This window comes from Streptococcus sp. HMSC078H12 (assembly GCF_001814615.1).
In the GTDB taxonomy this organism is placed as follows: Bacteria; Bacillota; Bacilli; order Lactobacillales; family Streptococcaceae; genus Streptococcus; species Streptococcus salivarius_F.
The window spans coordinates 2,071-17,392 of the sequence record NZ_KV817315.1 but is presented as its reverse complement, the minus strand read 5'-3'; the positions used below and the strand labels follow the sequence as shown (position 1 = coordinate 17,392).

Annotated in this window: 21 protein-coding genes; 4 read left to right on the top strand and 17 right to left on the bottom strand. The window is 39.6% G+C overall.

Annotated elements, in window-relative coordinates:
- Window positions 1-120: 120 nt before the first annotated feature.
- The 14 genes from nusB to uvrA all read right to left on the bottom strand — a co-directional run bounded on the left by nusB (window position 121) and on the right by uvrA (window position 9,419).
- Window positions 121-555 carry a transcription antitermination factor NusB gene (nusB, locus tag HMPREF2979_RS01410; protein WP_048674951.1) on the bottom strand — a complete coding sequence of 145 codons (435 nt, stop codon included), beginning with the start codon at window positions 553-555 and terminating at the stop codon, window positions 121-123.
- A complete protein-coding gene (locus tag HMPREF2979_RS01405; RefSeq protein ID WP_002884704.1) occupies window positions 548-937 on the bottom strand; it encodes an Asp23/Gls24 family envelope stress response protein in 390 nt (129 codons plus the stop codon). The genes nusB and HMPREF2979_RS01405 overlap by 8 nt, the downstream gene beginning before the upstream one ends.
- A gap of 70 nt (window positions 938-1,007) precedes the next feature.
- The gene (efp, locus tag HMPREF2979_RS01400) at window positions 1,008-1,568 is read right to left on the bottom strand and encodes an elongation factor P (RefSeq protein WP_002891830.1); all 561 of its coding nucleotides are present in this window, start codon (window positions 1,566-1,568) and stop codon (window positions 1,008-1,010) included.
- Between the two features lie 115 nt (window positions 1,569-1,683).
- On the bottom strand, window positions 1,684-2,139 hold the full coding sequence (locus HMPREF2979_RS01395; RefSeq protein WP_002884736.1) for a deoxycytidylate deaminase: 456 nt from the start codon (window positions 2,137-2,139) through the stop codon (window positions 1,684-1,686).
- Window positions 2,140-2,157: 18 nt separating this feature from the next.
- The gene (locus HMPREF2979_RS01390) at window positions 2,158-3,219 is read right to left on the bottom strand and encodes a M24 family metallopeptidase (protein ID WP_070654743.1); all 1,062 of its coding nucleotides are present in this window, start codon (window positions 3,217-3,219) and stop codon (window positions 2,158-2,160) included.
- A 132-nt stretch (window positions 3,220-3,351) separates the two neighbouring features.
- Window positions 3,352-4,032, bottom strand: a complete 681-nt coding sequence (locus HMPREF2979_RS01385) for a hypothetical protein (protein WP_261787275.1) — start codon at window positions 4,030-4,032, stop codon at window positions 3,352-3,354.
- Between the two features lie 31 nt (window positions 4,033-4,063).
- Complete coding sequence (locus HMPREF2979_RS10290) at window positions 4,064-4,885, bottom strand: ABC transporter ATP-binding protein (RefSeq protein WP_070654741.1); 822 nt, start codon at window positions 4,883-4,885, stop codon at window positions 4,064-4,066.
- A 137-nt stretch (window positions 4,886-5,022) separates the two neighbouring features.
- Window positions 5,023-5,175 carry a hypothetical protein gene (locus HMPREF2979_RS10285; protein WP_164555397.1) on the bottom strand — a complete coding sequence of 51 codons (153 nt, stop codon included), beginning with the start codon at window positions 5,173-5,175 and terminating at the stop codon, window positions 5,023-5,025.
- Window positions 5,176-5,187: 12 nt separating this feature from the next.
- Window positions 5,188-5,337 carry a hypothetical protein gene (locus HMPREF2979_RS10280; RefSeq protein ID WP_021152571.1) on the bottom strand — a complete coding sequence of 50 codons (150 nt, stop codon included), beginning with the start codon at window positions 5,335-5,337 and terminating at the stop codon, window positions 5,188-5,190.
- Window positions 5,338-5,374: 37 nt separating this feature from the next.
- Entirely contained in the window at window positions 5,375-5,509 is a 135-nt protein-coding gene (locus HMPREF2979_RS01375; protein WP_037599086.1) for a bacteriocin, read from the bottom strand.
- 203 nt (window positions 5,510-5,712) lie between these two features.
- Entirely contained in the window at window positions 5,713-5,913 is a 201-nt protein-coding gene (locus HMPREF2979_RS01370; RefSeq protein WP_004183464.1) for a hypothetical protein, read from the bottom strand.
- A gap of 36 nt (window positions 5,914-5,949) precedes the next feature.
- Window positions 5,950-6,099 (bottom strand): hypothetical protein, encoded by a 150-nt coding sequence (locus HMPREF2979_RS10275; protein ID WP_014635043.1) that lies wholly within the window; start codon window positions 6,097-6,099, stop codon window positions 5,950-5,952.
- Between the two features lie 157 nt (window positions 6,100-6,256).
- Window positions 6,257-6,499 (bottom strand): DUF3923 family protein, encoded by a 243-nt coding sequence (locus HMPREF2979_RS01365; protein ID WP_037602605.1) that lies wholly within the window; start codon window positions 6,497-6,499, stop codon window positions 6,257-6,259.
- Window positions 6,500-6,593: 94 nt separating this feature from the next.
- On the bottom strand, window positions 6,594-9,419 hold the full coding sequence (gene uvrA / locus HMPREF2979_RS01360) for an excinuclease ABC subunit UvrA (protein ID WP_070654739.1): 2,826 nt from the start codon (window positions 9,417-9,419) through the stop codon (window positions 6,594-6,596).
- A gap of 295 nt (window positions 9,420-9,714) precedes the next feature.
- Between uvrA and HMPREF2979_RS01355 the strand changes: the two genes are divergently transcribed.
- The 3 genes from HMPREF2979_RS01355 (at window position 9,715) to HMPREF2979_RS01345 (ending at window position 12,376) form a co-directional block, all read left to right on the top strand.
- Complete coding sequence (locus HMPREF2979_RS01355) at window positions 9,715-10,659, top strand: magnesium transporter CorA family protein (protein ID WP_070654737.1); 945 nt, start codon at window positions 9,715-9,717, stop codon at window positions 10,657-10,659.
- A 68-nt stretch (window positions 10,660-10,727) separates the two neighbouring features.
- Complete coding sequence (locus HMPREF2979_RS01350) at window positions 10,728-11,399, top strand: DUF1129 domain-containing protein (protein WP_070654735.1); 672 nt, start codon at window positions 10,728-10,730, stop codon at window positions 11,397-11,399.
- 116 nt (window positions 11,400-11,515) lie between these two features.
- Complete coding sequence (locus HMPREF2979_RS01345; protein ID WP_070654733.1) at window positions 11,516-12,376, top strand: DUF4300 family protein; 861 nt, start codon at window positions 11,516-11,518, stop codon at window positions 12,374-12,376.
- Window positions 12,377-12,522: 146 nt separating this feature from the next.
- On the opposite strand, the gene rpsR is transcribed toward HMPREF2979_RS01345, so the two are convergent.
- Genes rpsR through rpsF form a run of 3 tightly spaced genes read right to left on the bottom strand, consistent with a single transcriptional unit; the run spans window position 12,523 to window position 13,624 of the window.
- Window positions 12,523-12,762 (bottom strand): 30S ribosomal protein S18, encoded by a 240-nt coding sequence (rpsR, locus tag HMPREF2979_RS01340; protein ID WP_000068665.1) that lies wholly within the window; start codon window positions 12,760-12,762, stop codon window positions 12,523-12,525.
- A 41-nt stretch (window positions 12,763-12,803) separates the two neighbouring features.
- On the bottom strand, window positions 12,804-13,322 hold the full coding sequence (locus tag HMPREF2979_RS01335) for a single-stranded DNA-binding protein (RefSeq protein ID WP_002891844.1): 519 nt from the start codon (window positions 13,320-13,322) through the stop codon (window positions 12,804-12,806).
- Window positions 13,323-13,333: 11 nt separating this feature from the next.
- The gene (gene rpsF / locus HMPREF2979_RS01330) at window positions 13,334-13,624 is read right to left on the bottom strand and encodes a 30S ribosomal protein S6 (protein WP_002884188.1); all 291 of its coding nucleotides are present in this window, start codon (window positions 13,622-13,624) and stop codon (window positions 13,334-13,336) included.
- A 203-nt stretch (window positions 13,625-13,827) separates the two neighbouring features.
- On the opposite strand from rpsF, the gene HMPREF2979_RS01325 reads away from it, so the two are divergent.
- Window positions 13,828-14,781, top strand: coding sequence for a hypothetical protein (locus HMPREF2979_RS01325; protein ID WP_070654731.1), 954 nt, complete (start codon window positions 13,828-13,830; stop codon window positions 14,779-14,781).
- The last annotated feature ends 541 nt before the right edge of the window (window positions 14,782-15,322 follow it).

Sequence of the window (15,322 nt, the reverse complement as noted above, 5' to 3'; positions counted from 1 at the left end):
TCGGAGCGAAACGGACTTAAAGTCACAAAAATGAAAGTCGCAAGAAATCTCCGCTTGCGACTTTTTTCTTGTTACATTTGTAGAAAAAAAGAAGTTGAAACAAGGCTCAACTTCTTTTGCTTATGCTTCATCTGTCACAAACTGACTAAGTACACCATTAATGAACTTAGCAGATGTTTCATCAGAATATTTTTTAGCGATTTCAATGATTTCGTTAATAGCTACACGTCCTGGTGTTTCTTCAAATGACGTGATTTCATAAAGTCCCAAACGAAGGAGAGTACGATCTGTCACAATCAAACGTGAGAGGCTCCAACTCTCTTTCAACTTTTCTTCAATTTGACTATCAAGTTGGGCCAACTCTTCACGGACACCTGTTACCAGGCTAAGGAGAAAGGCTGGTACATCAACTTCAGTTTCTTCGTCAATTGGCTTGTCATAAGTGTAAGCGAAAAGTGCTTGTTCCAGAGCTTCTCCACCAAATTCAAGGGCAAAAAGCGTTTGAAAAGCACGCTCACGAAGGTCACGACGTGAATCTTTAAAGATATTAGTCATTCAAAAAATCCTCGTTAAACAATTCAGCCAAGTCTGGTTTTTGTGACTTTTCAGTAACAATAGATTCAACGTGAACATTGACTTCTGAAATTGCCACTTCTGCCATATCATAGACAGCTGCTTTAACAGCCTTTTGAATTTCAATTGAAACCGCTGGTACGTTAACCCCATACTGAAGTGAGACGTAGATATCAGCATTTACAGTACCATCTTCTTCTGTTCGGAGGTAAACACCACGTCCCAAGCTTGTTTTGCTGAGACTATCCGTAACATTTTTATTTTGAAGGGCGTAAACACCTTCCACTTTAGTTGCAGCGATACCTGTAATCACTTCGAGCACGCGAGGGGCAATTACAATTTCACCGATATTTTCTGTAGTCATCGCATGTTTCCTTTCCGTTAGTTTGGAAAATAAAGCCTTCAAACCAGTGGTTTGAAAGACTTAGTTGGGCTTAGGCACGTGATACGTAAGTACCTTCAGCTGTGTTGATAACCAATTTTTGACCAGCTTCGATAAAGTCTGGAACGTTAACCACAAGACCAGTTTCAAGTGTTGCAGGTTTACCTGAACCTGTAACTGTTGCACCTTTGATAGATGGTTGTGTTTCAGTAACAGTCAATTCAACAGTTGTTGGAACTTGAACACCAATAACTTCTGTTCCGTAGAATTGGATTTTTACGTCTGAGTTTTCAAGGATAAATTTCAATTCTTCTTGAACGTTGGCTACTGGGATTTCATATTGGTCATATGTTTCAGTGTTCATGAAGTATGCAGTATCATCCATTTGGTACAAGTATTGTGCTGGTACTGTTTCGATGATTGCTTGTTCAAATTTTTCTTCTGGACGATAGCTAGTATCAAAAGTTGAACCTGAGCGAACATCACGCAATTTCATACGCATGATTGTGTTACCTTTACCAGGTTTGTGGTGGCTAGCTTCAAGAACTTTGATCAATTTGCCATCGTTAGTTACGAAAGTCATACCCGCACGGAGTTTACTTGCTTCAATCATTATTAAATACCTCTTTGTAAAAAATTATTATCAGTTTATTTTACCATAAATGATAGCATGGCTCAAATGTTTTATAGATTCAAGCCCAATCCTCAGGCTTTTTTCAAAGAACAAGCTAGTCATCCATTCCTAAGTGAACCTCTGGAACATCATGTTGCAAATAAGAAACGCCTTTTTGTTCCATCAATTCAATCGCAAAGGGATGGGGCCTATAATTGGCCTTGTATGTAATCTTAACAATACCAGCTTGCAAGAGAGCTTTGGTGCAGTTGATACAAGGAAAATGAGTCACATAAATCTCTGTATTTTTGGTAGAAATCCCCTCTTTGGCACATTGAATAAGGGCATTCATCTCTGCGTGTACCGTACGAATACAATGACCATCTTCCATATAGTGGCCTACTTCGTTACAGTTATCAGTCTCAGAAACTCCGCCATTATAACCTGTAGCGATAATACGCTTGTCCTTAACTAAAACAGCTCCAACAAAGGCACGGTCACACGTAGAACGCTTAGAAATCAGCTCTGCATTAGCCATAAAATAATCTTGCCAAGATAAACGGTTTGGCATAAAGTATTCCTCCAAATCTTAGAGAACAATCAATTCCTTAGGCGCAAGGGTAATCAATTCACAACCATTTTCTGTGATAATGATGTCATCTTCGATACGAACACCGTATTTATCAGCCAAATAAACACCTGGCTCGTCCGTCAAGACCATACCAGCTTCGATAGTCTCATCAGAGTTACCAAAGTAAGGAATCTCGTGAATGTCAAGACCGATACCATGTCCAATACCATGTGTAAAGTAGTCACCGTACCCCGCTTCGACAATAACATCACGCGCAACCTTATCATAGTCACGACGTGTCATACCAGCCTTAGCTGCGTCAATCAAGGCCTGGTTAGAACGTAGAACGATATCATAAATTTCACGCTCCTCATCAGTGGTGTCACCAATATGGATAGTACGAGTCATATCGCTAACGTAGTGGTTGTAGTAGCAACCAAAGTCCATCGTTAAGGTTTCACCAGATTGGATAACCTTTTCTGAAGCAACCCCATGAGGCATAGCAGAACGGTAACCTGAAGCAATGATAGACTCAAAGGAAACCCCTGAAGCTCCGTACTCACGCATACGGAAATCTAGGAAGTTTGCCACTTGTAGTTCTGTTGTTTGACCTGGTTTAATAAAATCAAGTACATCTGTAAAGGCACGGTCTGAGATAGAACAAGCCCTACGGATAGTTGCCAATTCTTTTTCGTCCTTGATCATACGCAACTCTTCCATGAAGTTGCTTTGTGGTGATAAAGTGTAGCCTTCAAAAATCGCTTGAAGACCTTGATAGTAGGCAAATGATACCTGATTATCAAATCCGATTGTTTCCAGTTTATCAGCCTCGATAATTTTAACAATATCCTTAAGTGGGTCCTTACTTTCGATAATATCAAAGCCATGCACGGATTGTTTGGCAATGAGGGTATAACGTGAATCGGTTAAGAAGAGGCGACGATTCTTAGTGATGAAGACAGTCGCATTTGTCCCCCAGAAATCTGTCAAATAATAAATATTGTTTTGTCCTGTCACCAACAAGGCATCAAGGCCTGATTGGGCAAGTTTGGCATCAAATCGTTCAAGTCTACGTTGCATTATGAATTACTCCTTTGGTATTTTAGGTTAATTATACCAAATTTTCAGATTTTAAAGGATTAAATTGACATTTTAGCTTGTTTTTTTGAGGTCATAAAGAAAAAGCCAGATCAAACTCTGACTTTATTAGCATTACACAAAGGCTCGCTTTTCGTAGATAGTTGGCATAAAAAGGAGCAAAACCAAAGTCCAAACAAACAAAACAAGGGCTTCGCGAAGATTAAAGAACTCTTGACCACTAGTAAAGACTGCTCGCATAAAACTAAATGGCACATAAGTCATCAGCTTAGTCATGGTATCCCCTAAACTAGCCAAATAGAGCGTGAAGAAAGTCATTCCTGTTACTCCAAAATAAGCCGTTACAAAGGCAGTTAAGGTATTTTTTACAAACAAGACAAGTAAGGAGGAAACCATATAAATAAAGGCTCCATAGACTAGGAAATCAATATAGATGTGTCTAATATAATCCCACAAAGGAAAATCTACATGTTGCACAGAATACTTGTAGAAGGCCAACTCCAAAACCAAAATAGTAGCAGCGACTATAGACAACACAAGGAAACTTAAGAGTTTTCGAAGAATAACCTCGCGTCCAGATAAGGAGGACACCCGAATCATATTAATTGTTCGATTCTGAAATTCTCGTCCAAGACTAGATACTGCTAGATAAGCAAAGACGATATCCACGATAAAGGAATAACTGGCAATAATCGCAGATGGCCCAAGGTAGTCTCCCTTATAGCCATCACATAAGATTACAATTGCACCAATCAAGGCTACCAATCCAAGACAAACAAAAACGCTCCTTGTCATACATTCCTGCTTTAAAAATACGGTTCTCAATTTACTTTTCATTGAATAGCACCTCACTTAATCCTTCTTTTTCATAAGTAAAAGGAATTCCCTCCCGATCCATAACCTGCTTAACAGCTGCCAATCCTTTGACTAAGATGTCATGCTTTTGTCGTTCAAAAGGTAGAGCATTTAATTTGAATAGGGACATTAATGACTTCAAACTTAAATCCTCAGTATAAATCTTGTATTTGACATTATCACTATCATCTAAGTAAATCAGCTTATGATTCTTCAACAAATAGTTTTTCGTACAAACCTGTTCAAGATTAGACAGGATATGACTTGAGATAATAAAGGTTAGACCATGATTTTTAGCTAACTTTTTAATTAATGTGAGGAGACTGTTGATTCCATTAGGGTCCAGACCATTTGTAGGCTCATCAAGAAGGATGAGTTCATCTGAAGCAATTAAGGCGATAAACAACCCCACACGTTGCTTCATTCCCAAAGACAATTTGGAAGCCTTGCGTTTAAGATAGGCTGCAACCTCCAACTCGTCCTTATAACGATCAATCAACGCATAATCCTTACTGTACAATTTACAATAAAATTTAAGGTTTGCTTCAACAGTCATGTTAGGATATAGGGCTGGAGCTTCAATCAAGGCTCCTACAGTTTTTGTTTTTAAGTCAATAATATCCTTGGTTCCTGCCAAAATACCTGAAACTAGTTTCATCAGGGTCGTCTTCCCTGCACCATTATTACCAATCAAACCGGCAATATCCCCCTTCTCTAACGTGAACGAGATATTATCCAAGACGGTTTGCTTTCCAAAACTATAGGTTAAGCCTTTCACCGCTAGCACTGTCATGTATTTACCTTTCTTTGTTTAAATATATTTCTAATATAAATCTTTAACATCCAAGTGAATAGTTCACTTGGACGATGAAAACTTATAACGCTTATTCTTTTTAACTCTCATGAAAATAAGAGTTATTTAATAATCTGCTATCTTATTTTTCTCAGTTTTAAAATCTCAACTGCAATATAACTTACTTGTCCAACTCCATAACCAATGTCATATGCTACATTTCCCCCAACAATTTCAGAAAGCTTATCAAAGGTTAAAGAATCAAATTTATCCATCATCATTGTATCCATATACATTTTCCCTTAACCTCTAAATCCATCTACAAATCCACGACCAAAATCATAAACCGTGTGAGTAACTACTCCGACTCCATATCCTACAGATGAGTAAATACTTCCACCAACTACAATTGCTAAATCTTTAATATCAATTTTTTGAAATGTATTTTTCATGTTCTCTCCTATTCTTTATTTCATTGACTTCGACTACCTACCACGCTTGACGAAAACCTTTTACAAATTCGTTAATAACGTACTTACCATATTTAACTGGATTGAAACCACCACTGATTTGCTCTAAATCATCATTGGACAACACCGTAAATAATTGTTTTTCTTCTAACATCACAAAGCTCCTTTCTAAATAAAATTCTAAAATTAGCTCTCTCACCAGCTCTTAGCTACTAAGTCCAAGCTATGACTTCATTATAAGAGCTTAACAAGATAAAAAATAGTGACATAAATGTCACCATTCCATAGAATTAAAGACAAAAAGAAAAGGCTAAGTATATAAACTCAATCTGAGACTATAGCAATCAACAGAGAAAATCATTTCTCCTTGTCCTTACCCGCTACTCTAAGAGCAAACAAAGAGAAAGCTAGCGAAAGTGTTGACCAGACGAGACAATGGTCAATAAAGGCAACGCCTTCGGTGAAACTTAGCGTAGCATTTATCATCACAATAAATAGCCAGACAATCACGATAACAATACTTAAGCTTCTAATAAGATTATTTTTCTGTTTATCCATATTACTCTTTCCCATATTTGGTACTCATGGTAACTTTTAATCACCATAAGGGTATTTTCTTTTCAACCACCATCTATTCCAACCCAATCGTTCAGGTAAGGTTTGAGGTCTAGATACAAAATCACCCCCTGTGACATTTTCTAACGTTTCAGCAGTGAGCTCTTCACCATATACCTTAGTTCGCATTCTTATTTCTCCTTTCTTTTCAAAAATAAATACAGCAATAACCTCTTGGACTATTCAAAGACCTAGTGGATTTGGGTATAAGGTCATTATAAGTTCCCTCTTTTCAAAAAAATAGTGACATAAATGTCACTATCTCTGAACACAAAAATCCAGGCCTCTATAAGACCTGTTCCAAAACTTGTTTATTTCTACGGTGTTTCAGAATCAGATAAAATATCACTTCAAAAAGGAGAAAACTAAAATAAATTCCTAAAACATAAAGCAAAGTTTCCCATTTATCTGTTGCTGATTGAAAATGGCCATGATGATCCACTGTACGGATGCTAATCAATAGACAAATATCTAGAAATAGGGCTAGAAGAATACCATTAAAGCCTATAAAAAAACGCTTTTTAACCATAGTCTGACTCCTGTATGTTTTTTCTTAACCATAGAATAGCAAGCTCAACTTAAACCAGCCTAAAGCAAAAAAAGACTCAAAGAGCCTTTTTCCTTTATATCAATTTTTCTTTCAGATATTGTCCTGTGTAGCTTTCTGGAACAGCTGCTACTTCCTCTGGAGTCCCTGTAGCTACGATGGTACCTCCACCGACACCGCCTTCAGGACCCAAATCAATAATATGGTCTGCGGTCTTGATAACATCCAGATTGTGCTCAATCACGAGAACAGTGTTGCCATCGTCCGCAAAACGCTGAAGCACCTTCAAAAGACGTGCAATGTCATCTGTATGGAGACCAGTAGTCGGTTCATCGAGAATGTAGAAAGACTTCCCAGTAGAGCGTTTGTGCAACTCACTAGCCAGTTTCATACGTTGAGCTTCACCACCTGAGAGGGTTGTTGCTGGTTGTCCCAAGGTCACATACCCGAGCCCCACATCCTTGATCGTCTGCACCTTACGAGCAATCTTAGGAATAACCGCAAAGAAGTCAACCGCGTCATCAACTGTCATATCCAGAATATCCGCGATATTTTTCCCTTTATAACGAACTTCTAAAGTCTCAGAATTATAGCGTGTGCCATGGCAAACCTCACAAGGAACATAAACATCAGGTAGGAAGTGCATCTCAATCTTGATAATGCCGTCACCAGAGCAGGCTTCACAACGGCCACCCTTGACATTGAAAGAGAAACGCCCCTTCTTGTAACCTCGAATTTTGGCCTCATTGGTTTGGGCAAAAAGATCACGAATATCGTCAAAGACGCCTGTGTAAGTCGCCGGATTAGAACGAGGTGTACGTCCGATTGGACTCTGGTCAATGTCAATCAAGCGCTCGATATGCTCGATTCCTGTCACTGCTTTGTGTTTTCCAGGTTTCTCACTGTTTCGATTCAGCTCTTGGGCAATCTTTTTCTTGAGAATACCATTAACCAAAGTCGATTTTCCAGAACCAGAAACACCTGTCACTGCAATCAACTTTCCAAGTGGAAATTTGACAGATACATTTTTAAGGTTATTTTCACTAGCACCCTTAACCTCGATGAAACGACCATTACCTACACGGCGTTCTGTCGGTACAGGAATTGATTTAACACCCGACAAATATTGCCCAGTAATTGATTTCTTGTTCTTAGCCACTTCCTCTGGAGTTCCTGAGGCCATGATTTGTCCACCAAAAGCACCAGCACCTGGTCCCACATCGATAAGCCAGTCAGCCTCACGCATGGTATCTTCATCATGCTCCACCACAATCAAGGTATTGCCAAGGTCACGCATCTTTTTAAGACTTGAAATCAAGCGATCATTGTCACGCTGATGAAGCCCAATAGAAGGCTCATCCAAAACATAAAGGACTCCAGAAAGGTTAGAGCCAATCTGTGTCGCCAAACGGATACGCTGACTCTCACCACCTGAAAGGGTACCGGCCATACGAGAGAGGGTCAAATAATTGAGTCCTACATTATTTAGGAAAGTCAAGCGATCCTTGATTTCTTTGATAATTGGACGGGCAATCATTCCTTCATTTTCCCCCAATTCAAGGCTATCGATTGCCTGAAGATGATCTGAAATAGACAAATCAGAAATTTGACCAATATTTAGGCCATTCTCGCCACCAACACGAACCGAGAGTGCTGCTTCGTTAAGACGATAGCCATGACAAGTTGGACATGACAGCTCATTCATATAACCTCGCATGACATTGCGAGTGAAATCACTATTGGTCTCGTGATAGCGACGATTGATATTAGTCACAACCCCTTCAAAAGGAATGTCAATATCACGCACCCCACCAAAATCATTAACATAATGGAAATGGAATTCACGATCCCCAGATCCGTAGAGAATCAAATCTTGTTCTTCTTTTTTAAGATCTTCAAATGGCGTATCCATATCCACGCCGAACTGCTCCATGGCCTGCTCAAGCATAGCTGGATAATAGTTGGACGAAATAGGATTCCAAGGCGCCAGAGCACCTTCACGCAAGGTTTTACTAGCATCAGGGATAACCAAATCCATATCAACTTCCAGTTTATTACCCAAACCATCACAGGTCGGACAAGAGCCAAATGGCGCATTGAATGAAAAGAGACGGGGCTCCAACTCTGGCACTGTGAAGCCACAAACCGGACAAGAATAATGTTCTGAGTAAAGCAGCTCATTATCATCCATGGTGTCCACAATCAAGTAGCCATCTGCTAAACGTAGGGCCGCCTCAACCGAATCAAAGAGACGACTACGGATACCATCCTTATTCACCAAGCGGTCCACAACCACTTCGATATTATGCATCTTAGACTTAGACAACTCTGGCACTTCTGTGACATCGTAAATCTCACCATCTACACGAACACGAACATAACCGTCCTTTTGTACACGCTCAAAAACAGCCTTGTGTTGCCCTTTTCTACGACGAACAATTGGCGCTAAAATCTGCATACGCGTACGCTCAGGAAGAGCTAGAACCTCGTCCACAATCTGTTCTACAGAGGACGACTGAATGGCTCCATGACCATTAGGACAATAAGGGACACCCACACGTGCATACAGGAGACGAAGATAGTCATTAATCTCTGTTGCCGTTCCGACCGTCGAACGAGGGTTTTTGCTTGTTGTTTTCTGGTCAATAGAGATGGCAGGACTCAAACCATCAATCGAGTCCACATCAGGTTTCTCCATATTTCCCAAAAACTGGCGGGCATAGGCTGAGAGACTTTCCACATAACGACGTTGCCCCTCTGCATAGATGGTATCAAAGGCCAAAGAAGACTTACCAGAACCTGACAATCCCGTCACCACCACCAGTTTATCACGCGGAATCTCCACATCGATATTTTTTAAATTGTGAGCTCTTGCTCCATGAATCACTAACTTATCTTGCATATTTTTAAGAGGCCCTAGCCCAAAAGCTACTGCCGCTCCTTTCTACAGACGGATGGAAAATCCATCCCGACTTTCTCTCATAATTATAACAAAATTTCAATTTATCCAGCCCAAAAATGTTTCAAATGTAGTATAATGGTGGAGTGTCTAAAAAAGGCAAGGAACATCATCCCAAGCCTCATTTGACAGCACTAAAAAAGCTAAGAGCAGTGTTTATTGGACTTAAAAGCGATTCTACAAATCCTTTTATAATCAAGACGCTAGCGCTTACTTAATGACGAAGGAGGGGTTCCCATTGAAACAAATGTTCTTATCCACCGGAAAAGAATTCAAAGAAATTGAAACATTCGAGCCTGGTGCTTGGATTCATTTGGTGAACCCTTCCCAAGAAGAAGCCATGAAGGTCACAGAACGGTTTAACATTGATATTCAAGACCTCCGCGCCCCTCTGGACGTGGAAGAAACTTCACGTATCGATGTCGAAGATGACTACACCCTAATTCTGGTCGACGTCCCAACCCATGAAGAGCGTAATAACAAAAGCTACTACGTCACTATTCCATTGGGTATCATCGTTACCGATGAGGTGGTTGTTACTACTTGTCTTGAGGACATTAGTCTCATGGATAACTTCCTCAACCACCGTGTACGTAACTTCTACACCTTCATGAAGACCCGTTTTGTCTTTCAGATTCTCTATCGCAATGCTCAACTTTACCTAACTGCCCTACGCTCTATCGACCGCCAGAGCGATAAATTGGAAGCTCAGTTGGAAAATGCGACTAAAAACGAGCACTTGATTGACATGATGGAATTGGAAAAATCCATTGTCTACCTAAAAGCCTCACTTAAAATGAATGAGCGAATTGTCAAAAAACTAACAGGTAACGCCTCTAGCTTGAAGAAATATATCGAGGACGAGGATCTCTTGGAAGATACTCTGGTTGAAACCCAACAGGCCATTGAGATGGCAGGCATCTATGAAAATGTCTTGAATGCCATGGCTGAAACCTCTGCCTCTATCATCGGCAATAACCAGAACACAATCATGAAAACACTCGCTCTCATGACTATGGCTCTGGATATCCCAACCGTTATCTTCTCCGCCTACGGTATGAACTTTAAAAACAATTCTATGCCACTAAACGATTTAGATAACGCCTTTTGGGTCATCTTCTTTATGGCAGCCTTCGGGTCATCCTGCGTTGTTATCTACTTTATCAGGAAAAAATGGTTCTAACATAGAGCCTCTTCTTTTCCCTAAACTACAAAACTAAAAAATAATACTATTTATCGAAAGGTCATCTCATGGACATCCAAAAACTCACCAAGAAAAACCAAGAATTTATCCACATCGCAACTAACCAACTCATCAAAGATGGTAAATCAGACCAAGAAATCAAAGACATTCTTGGCAATGTCATTCCTGAACTTATCGAAAATCAGAAAAAAGGAATTACAGGACGTGGACTCCTTGGTGCTCCAACTGTTTGGGCAGCTAGTTTCTCTCCTGAAAAACACCAAAAACCTGAAACTGGTAAGCCTAACAAAGAAGTGCCAGAAACAGATAAAACTCCTTGGAAGATGTGGCTTGATACCTCACTCTTCCTTCTAGCCATCGTTGCTATCATGAACGCTATCTTTGGTTTCTCAGGTACACAAACTAGCTACGGCCTCACAACCCTTCTTTCAGTGTCATTCATTGGAGGCCTTGCTATGTATACCCCTTATCACTACATCTACCGTCACAATAACAAACCAAAAGAAGAACGTCCAAAATGGTGGTTCAGCATGACCGTCATCACACTCTCTTTTATTGCATGGTTTGCTCTCTTTAGTCTTACAGCCCTTCTTCCAAGCTACCTCAACCCTGGTCTTTCACCAATTACAATCCTTATCATTGGCGTCATAGCTGGTGTTGCCAAATACTTCTTCAAACGTCATTACAACGTCCAAAGTACTTACGCACCTGCATCTTAATCAATCTCAACCTCAAGTACCCTTATGGGTGCTTTTTTACGTCAGAAATCTTGACACAGTTGGCTATTCTATACTAAAATGTTAAAGTTAATAGACAAAAGAAAGAATTCCAATAGATGCGTATCAAATTCCCTCTACTAATCATTGCTTGCTGCCTATTACTTATGGCTTGTGGCCACAAGAATACTCAGAAAAACTATCAAGCTTACTATAGTTTTAACAATGTGACGACTTCCACTCAGGAAAAACAGCTAGCAAAAGCCTTAAAAAGCAAGGGCATCCCGACAAAAGACTGGGACAATCTAGCCCCTTATATTAGTCGTTACAATCAGGAAAATACAAACCTCCAACCTGTTGTCAAAAAATGGACCAAAAGTAAAATCGGCAAGGATCAAAATCAATTTGTCACCTTCCTTAATGAAAAAACTTTCGAAGATAACAAATCACATTTTACTGATGACTTAAACTGCCGACGAACATCGTTCCTCCTTCTTCATGACCTTATTACAAGCTCAGAGGACCTCACCAAATTGGACCTCCCCTCTCAAAACGAATTTATAGATCTTAAGTCACGCCACAAAGAGCTAACCGCCAAGGATCAAGCTCTCTATAGTCTCCTCTTTGGGGATAATATCAGCTACCAGTCTACGGATGACCTCCTTAAAGCATGGAAAAAGGCTGGACTCAAGTTTCCAGAAAAGGTTAAACTCCTCTCGGTCTTTCAAAATAGCCCTGGTGATGTTAGCAATTTCCACACGGCTATAGCTTATGAAAAAGATGGCAGTATCTATGTCTTTGAAAAACAGGACCCCACACTTCCTTACAGGTGGAGCCGCTTCAATAATTGGGCAGATATCAAAACACATTGGTTATCAAACCGCTTCAAGGTCTTCAAAGACAATGTTGATATCCTTGTTAATGACCAAAAATTTGATGATTTCTTAGAAAACACACTCTATATACCACAAAACAACTAACTAGCTCCTCAAGATAAATGAGAAGACCAGTTGGTTTTTCTTTTTCCCTAAAGTATAAAATAAAACTCAGCACTGTCAGCCCTAGAAATAACAAAAGCCTACAAAATCAAGGCAGAAAAAAACACCCTCAGTCGAGGGCATTATTTTTAGTCTTCGTTTACGTAAGGCATAAGTGCCATAACGCGAGCGCGTTTAATCGCTGTTGTTACTTTACGTTGGTTTTTAGCTGAAGTTCCTGTTACACGACGTGGAAGAATTTTACCACGTTCTGAAACGAAACGGCTAAGAAGCTCAGTATCTTTGTAATCAACATATTCGATTTTGTTAGCTGCGATGTAATCAACTTTTTTACGGCGTTTGAATCCGCCACGACGTTGTTGAGCCATGTTTATTTCTCCTTTATATATTTAATTCGTTTTGTCCATTCTTAGAATGGGAGATCGTCATCTGAAATATCCATTGGATTTGAATTACCAAATGGACTCTCATCACGACCGAAGTTTGGTGTAGATTGTGCAGGTTGTGATCCACCAAATGAACCACCAGTTGAAGCTCCCCCACCGAATGAATTTGAATTATCAAATCCTCCAGCGTTGTAAGAACCACCACTGTGACCTTCACGTGCCGCACGGCTTTCCAACATTTGGAAATTATCAGCGACAACTTCAGTTACGTAAACACGTTGACCTTGTTGATTTTCATAGTTACGAGTCTGAATACGACCTGTAATTCCAATCAATGCGCCTTTCTTAGCCCAGTTAGCCAAATTTTCAGCTTGCTGGCGCCAGATAACACAGTTAATAAAGTCAGTTTCACGTTCACCATTAGCACCCTTGAAGTTACGATTAACTGCAAGACTGAATGTAGCAACTGCAACATTACTTGGTGTATAACGAAGTTCCGCATCACGGGTCATGCGACCAACGAGTACGACATTATTAATCATAATTTACCTTCTTACGCGTCAAGTTTAACGATCATGTGACGAAGAATGTCACCGTTGATTTTTGAAAGACGGTCAAACTCGTTAAGAGCAAAATCGTTATCAGATTCAACGTTAACAACGTGGTAAAGTCCTTCACGGAAATCTTGGATTTCGTATGCAAGACGACGTTTTTCCCAATCTTTTGATTCAACAACAGTTGCACCGTTGTCAGTCAAGATAGAATCGAAACGTGCTACCAAAGCGTTTTTAGCTTCTTCTTCAATGTTTGGACGAATGATATAAAGAATTTCGTATTTAGCCATTGATATTTTCCTCCTCTTTTGGTCTAATGACTCATGGTCTTTCGCCACGAGTAAGTGAGGTGCACTCACAAGATATAATTCTACCAAAGTTTGAGGGATAATGCAAGGAAAAAGTAAAGAGTTAGAAATTTGAATTCCTCAAAAAAAAATTAAGCCTTATGAGTCATCTTTTCTCCGGTCAAACTTCATGCTAAAATAAGAGAATGCTTTATCATAAAAAGAAATTAGGAGAAAAACTAGGACTTCCAACCTTTAACCACTACTACAATATTCCTATTACTACCCTAGAATATGATTTTAAAAACTTAGGTCCAAGTGATACCTACATTATCACTTTTAAACAGGACAATAACCTCTTTGTTGTTGACATAAGACATCAGCTTGGTCATACCAGTCATTTTGATACCGTCTCCCTCTTTGAACAAGATAATCTCTTATCAGGCATCTCTGCTGTCCCTTTAGCCTCTGTTCATAGCATACAAATTTTGTCTTTTCCAGACAAGTTACACTCTCTGGACCCTAGTCAACGTCTAAAAAATCTCGTCGCTCTTTACTACAAGAATGCAGAAATCATGCGTTACCTCAAGACGACTAAAAATATCGGTGATCAGGTGACAAGATATCAATTAGAGGCTGATCGACTAGAAAGACAAGGTAAGAGTTTTGACTTCTTCAAGTACACCAGTCGTGGTAAAATACGAGAAGAAAACGGTCTATCGGAAGTATCCAGCAAGGACTACGACTTCATTCCTGATTTTCATTCCTTCTTAACCTCGCCAAGAAGCCAGCAGGTTTTAAGCGTACCAGTAACCTACTGTGATGACAAAACGAAACAGACCGCTAGAATAGATATCATGGGTTGGTATATCAAGGACCAACAACTTAAGATTCGTTGGAAACCCAAGTACATGCGCAAACGTCGATGGCGCTCATCACGTATCTCAATTGATATCGTGACCGACAACTACTTCTTCCAAGGACAAATCTATAGAGACAGTAGCGCCCCCATATTTCTGAACAACCTAAGCTTTGATAGCAAGATTCCTAAGAGCTTCCTGCCGCATCTTAAAAATCAATACCAAATCTTTATGGCTCTAGTCGAAGAACAAAAAAGACTGGCTCTCCTACGAAAGGTCCAGTTAAACAATAAGGATTAAGTACCTTTCAGCAAAATTCAACATATCAAAAAGCTCATTCTTACACGCTAGAATGAGCTTTTAAGATTCTTCAATTGTCATTAGAACATCCTTTTGGAATTTTGTAAAAAATATTTTCATAAGGAGGAGTCATTGTGTGTCACCATTTTTATACCTAGCAATCATAGATTACCTCCATCAACTTACAAATAACTTTTATGTACTGTAAATTCTCTATTACATTGGTATCACTCCCTAAGCTATTTTATGCAATAACTTGAAGTGTCTCCATTTTTATAACGTCCTAAATTCATCATCATAGTAATCACCTCTGATTCGTATGATTTGAGACCTATCTCCCCATTGACCACTCAATGAGGTTTACTTGTCGCCGTTCTTATAACGACTTACATCAAACATCAACATAAGCGTCACCTCGGTACTTTGTTACAAGATTTAAGCATTTAACTTTTGTCGATAGTTTACTCATTTGGCATCGGTATCACTCCTTAAGCTATTTTACGCAACAGCCTAAGTGTCTCCATTTTTATACCTACTAACA

Bases quoted from the DNA above. Each gene is read 5' to 3' on its own strand.
- HMPREF2979_RS01325 (WP_070654731.1), top strand. From the start codon at position 13,828: ATGCTTTATCATAAAAAGAAATTAGGAGAAAAACTAGGACTTCCAACC.
- HMPREF2979_RS01350 (WP_070654735.1), top strand. From the start codon at position 10,728: ATGGACATCCAAAAACTCACCAAGAAAAACCAAGAATTTATCCACATC.
- rpsF (WP_002884188.1), bottom strand. From the start codon at position 13,624: ATGGCTAAATACGAAATTCTTTATATCATTCGTCCAAACATTGAAGAA.
- HMPREF2979_RS01405 (WP_002884704.1), bottom strand. From the start codon at position 937: ATGACTACAGAAAATATCGGTGAAATTGTAATTGCCCCTCGCGTGCTC.
- HMPREF2979_RS01385 (WP_261787275.1), bottom strand. From the start codon at position 4,032: ATGACAAGGAGCGTTTTTGTTTGTCTTGGATTGGTAGCCTTGATTGGT.
- HMPREF2979_RS01375 (WP_037599086.1), bottom strand. From the start codon at position 5,509: ATGTTAGAAGAAAAACAATTATTTACGGTGTTGTCCAATGATGATTTA.
- rpsR (WP_000068665.1), bottom strand. From the start codon at position 12,762: ATGGCTCAACAACGTCGTGGCGGATTCAAACGCCGTAAAAAAGTTGAT.
- HMPREF2979_RS10290 (WP_070654741.1), bottom strand. From the start codon at position 4,885: ATGACAGTGCTAGCGGTGAAAGGCTTAACCTATAGTTTTGGAAAGCAA.
- efp (WP_002891830.1), bottom strand. From the start codon at position 1,568: ATGATTGAAGCAAGTAAACTCCGTGCGGGTATGACTTTCGTAACTAAC.
- HMPREF2979_RS01335 (WP_002891844.1), bottom strand. From the start codon at position 13,322: ATGATTAATAATGTCGTACTCGTTGGTCGCATGACCCGTGATGCGGAA.
- HMPREF2979_RS01370 (WP_004183464.1), bottom strand. From the start codon at position 5,913: ATGGATAAACAGAAAAATAATCTTATTAGAAGCTTAAGTATTGTTATC.
- HMPREF2979_RS10275 (WP_014635043.1), bottom strand. From the start codon at position 6,099: ATGCGAACTAAGGTATATGGTGAAGAGCTCACTGCTGAAACGTTAGAA.
- HMPREF2979_RS10285 (WP_164555397.1), bottom strand. From the start codon at position 5,175: ATGGATACAATGATGATGGATAAATTTGATTCTTTAACCTTTGATAAG.
- uvrA (WP_070654739.1), bottom strand. From the start codon at position 9,419: ATGCAAGATAAGTTAGTGATTCATGGAGCAAGAGCTCACAATTTAAAA.
- HMPREF2979_RS10280 (WP_021152571.1), bottom strand. From the start codon at position 5,337: ATGAAAAATACATTTCAAAAAATTGATATTAAAGATTTAGCAATTGTA.
- HMPREF2979_RS01365 (WP_037602605.1), bottom strand. From the start codon at position 6,499: ATGGTTAAAAAGCGTTTTTTTATAGGCTTTAATGGTATTCTTCTAGCC.
- HMPREF2979_RS01345 (WP_070654733.1), top strand. From the start codon at position 11,516: ATGCGTATCAAATTCCCTCTACTAATCATTGCTTGCTGCCTATTACTT.
- HMPREF2979_RS01390 (WP_070654743.1), bottom strand. From the start codon at position 3,219: ATGCAACGTAGACTTGAACGATTTGATGCCAAACTTGCCCAATCAGGC.
- HMPREF2979_RS01395 (WP_002884736.1), bottom strand. From the start codon at position 2,139: ATGCCAAACCGTTTATCTTGGCAAGATTATTTTATGGCTAATGCAGAG.
- nusB (WP_048674951.1), bottom strand. From the start codon at position 555: ATGACTAATATCTTTAAAGATTCACGTCGTGACCTTCGTGAGCGTGCT.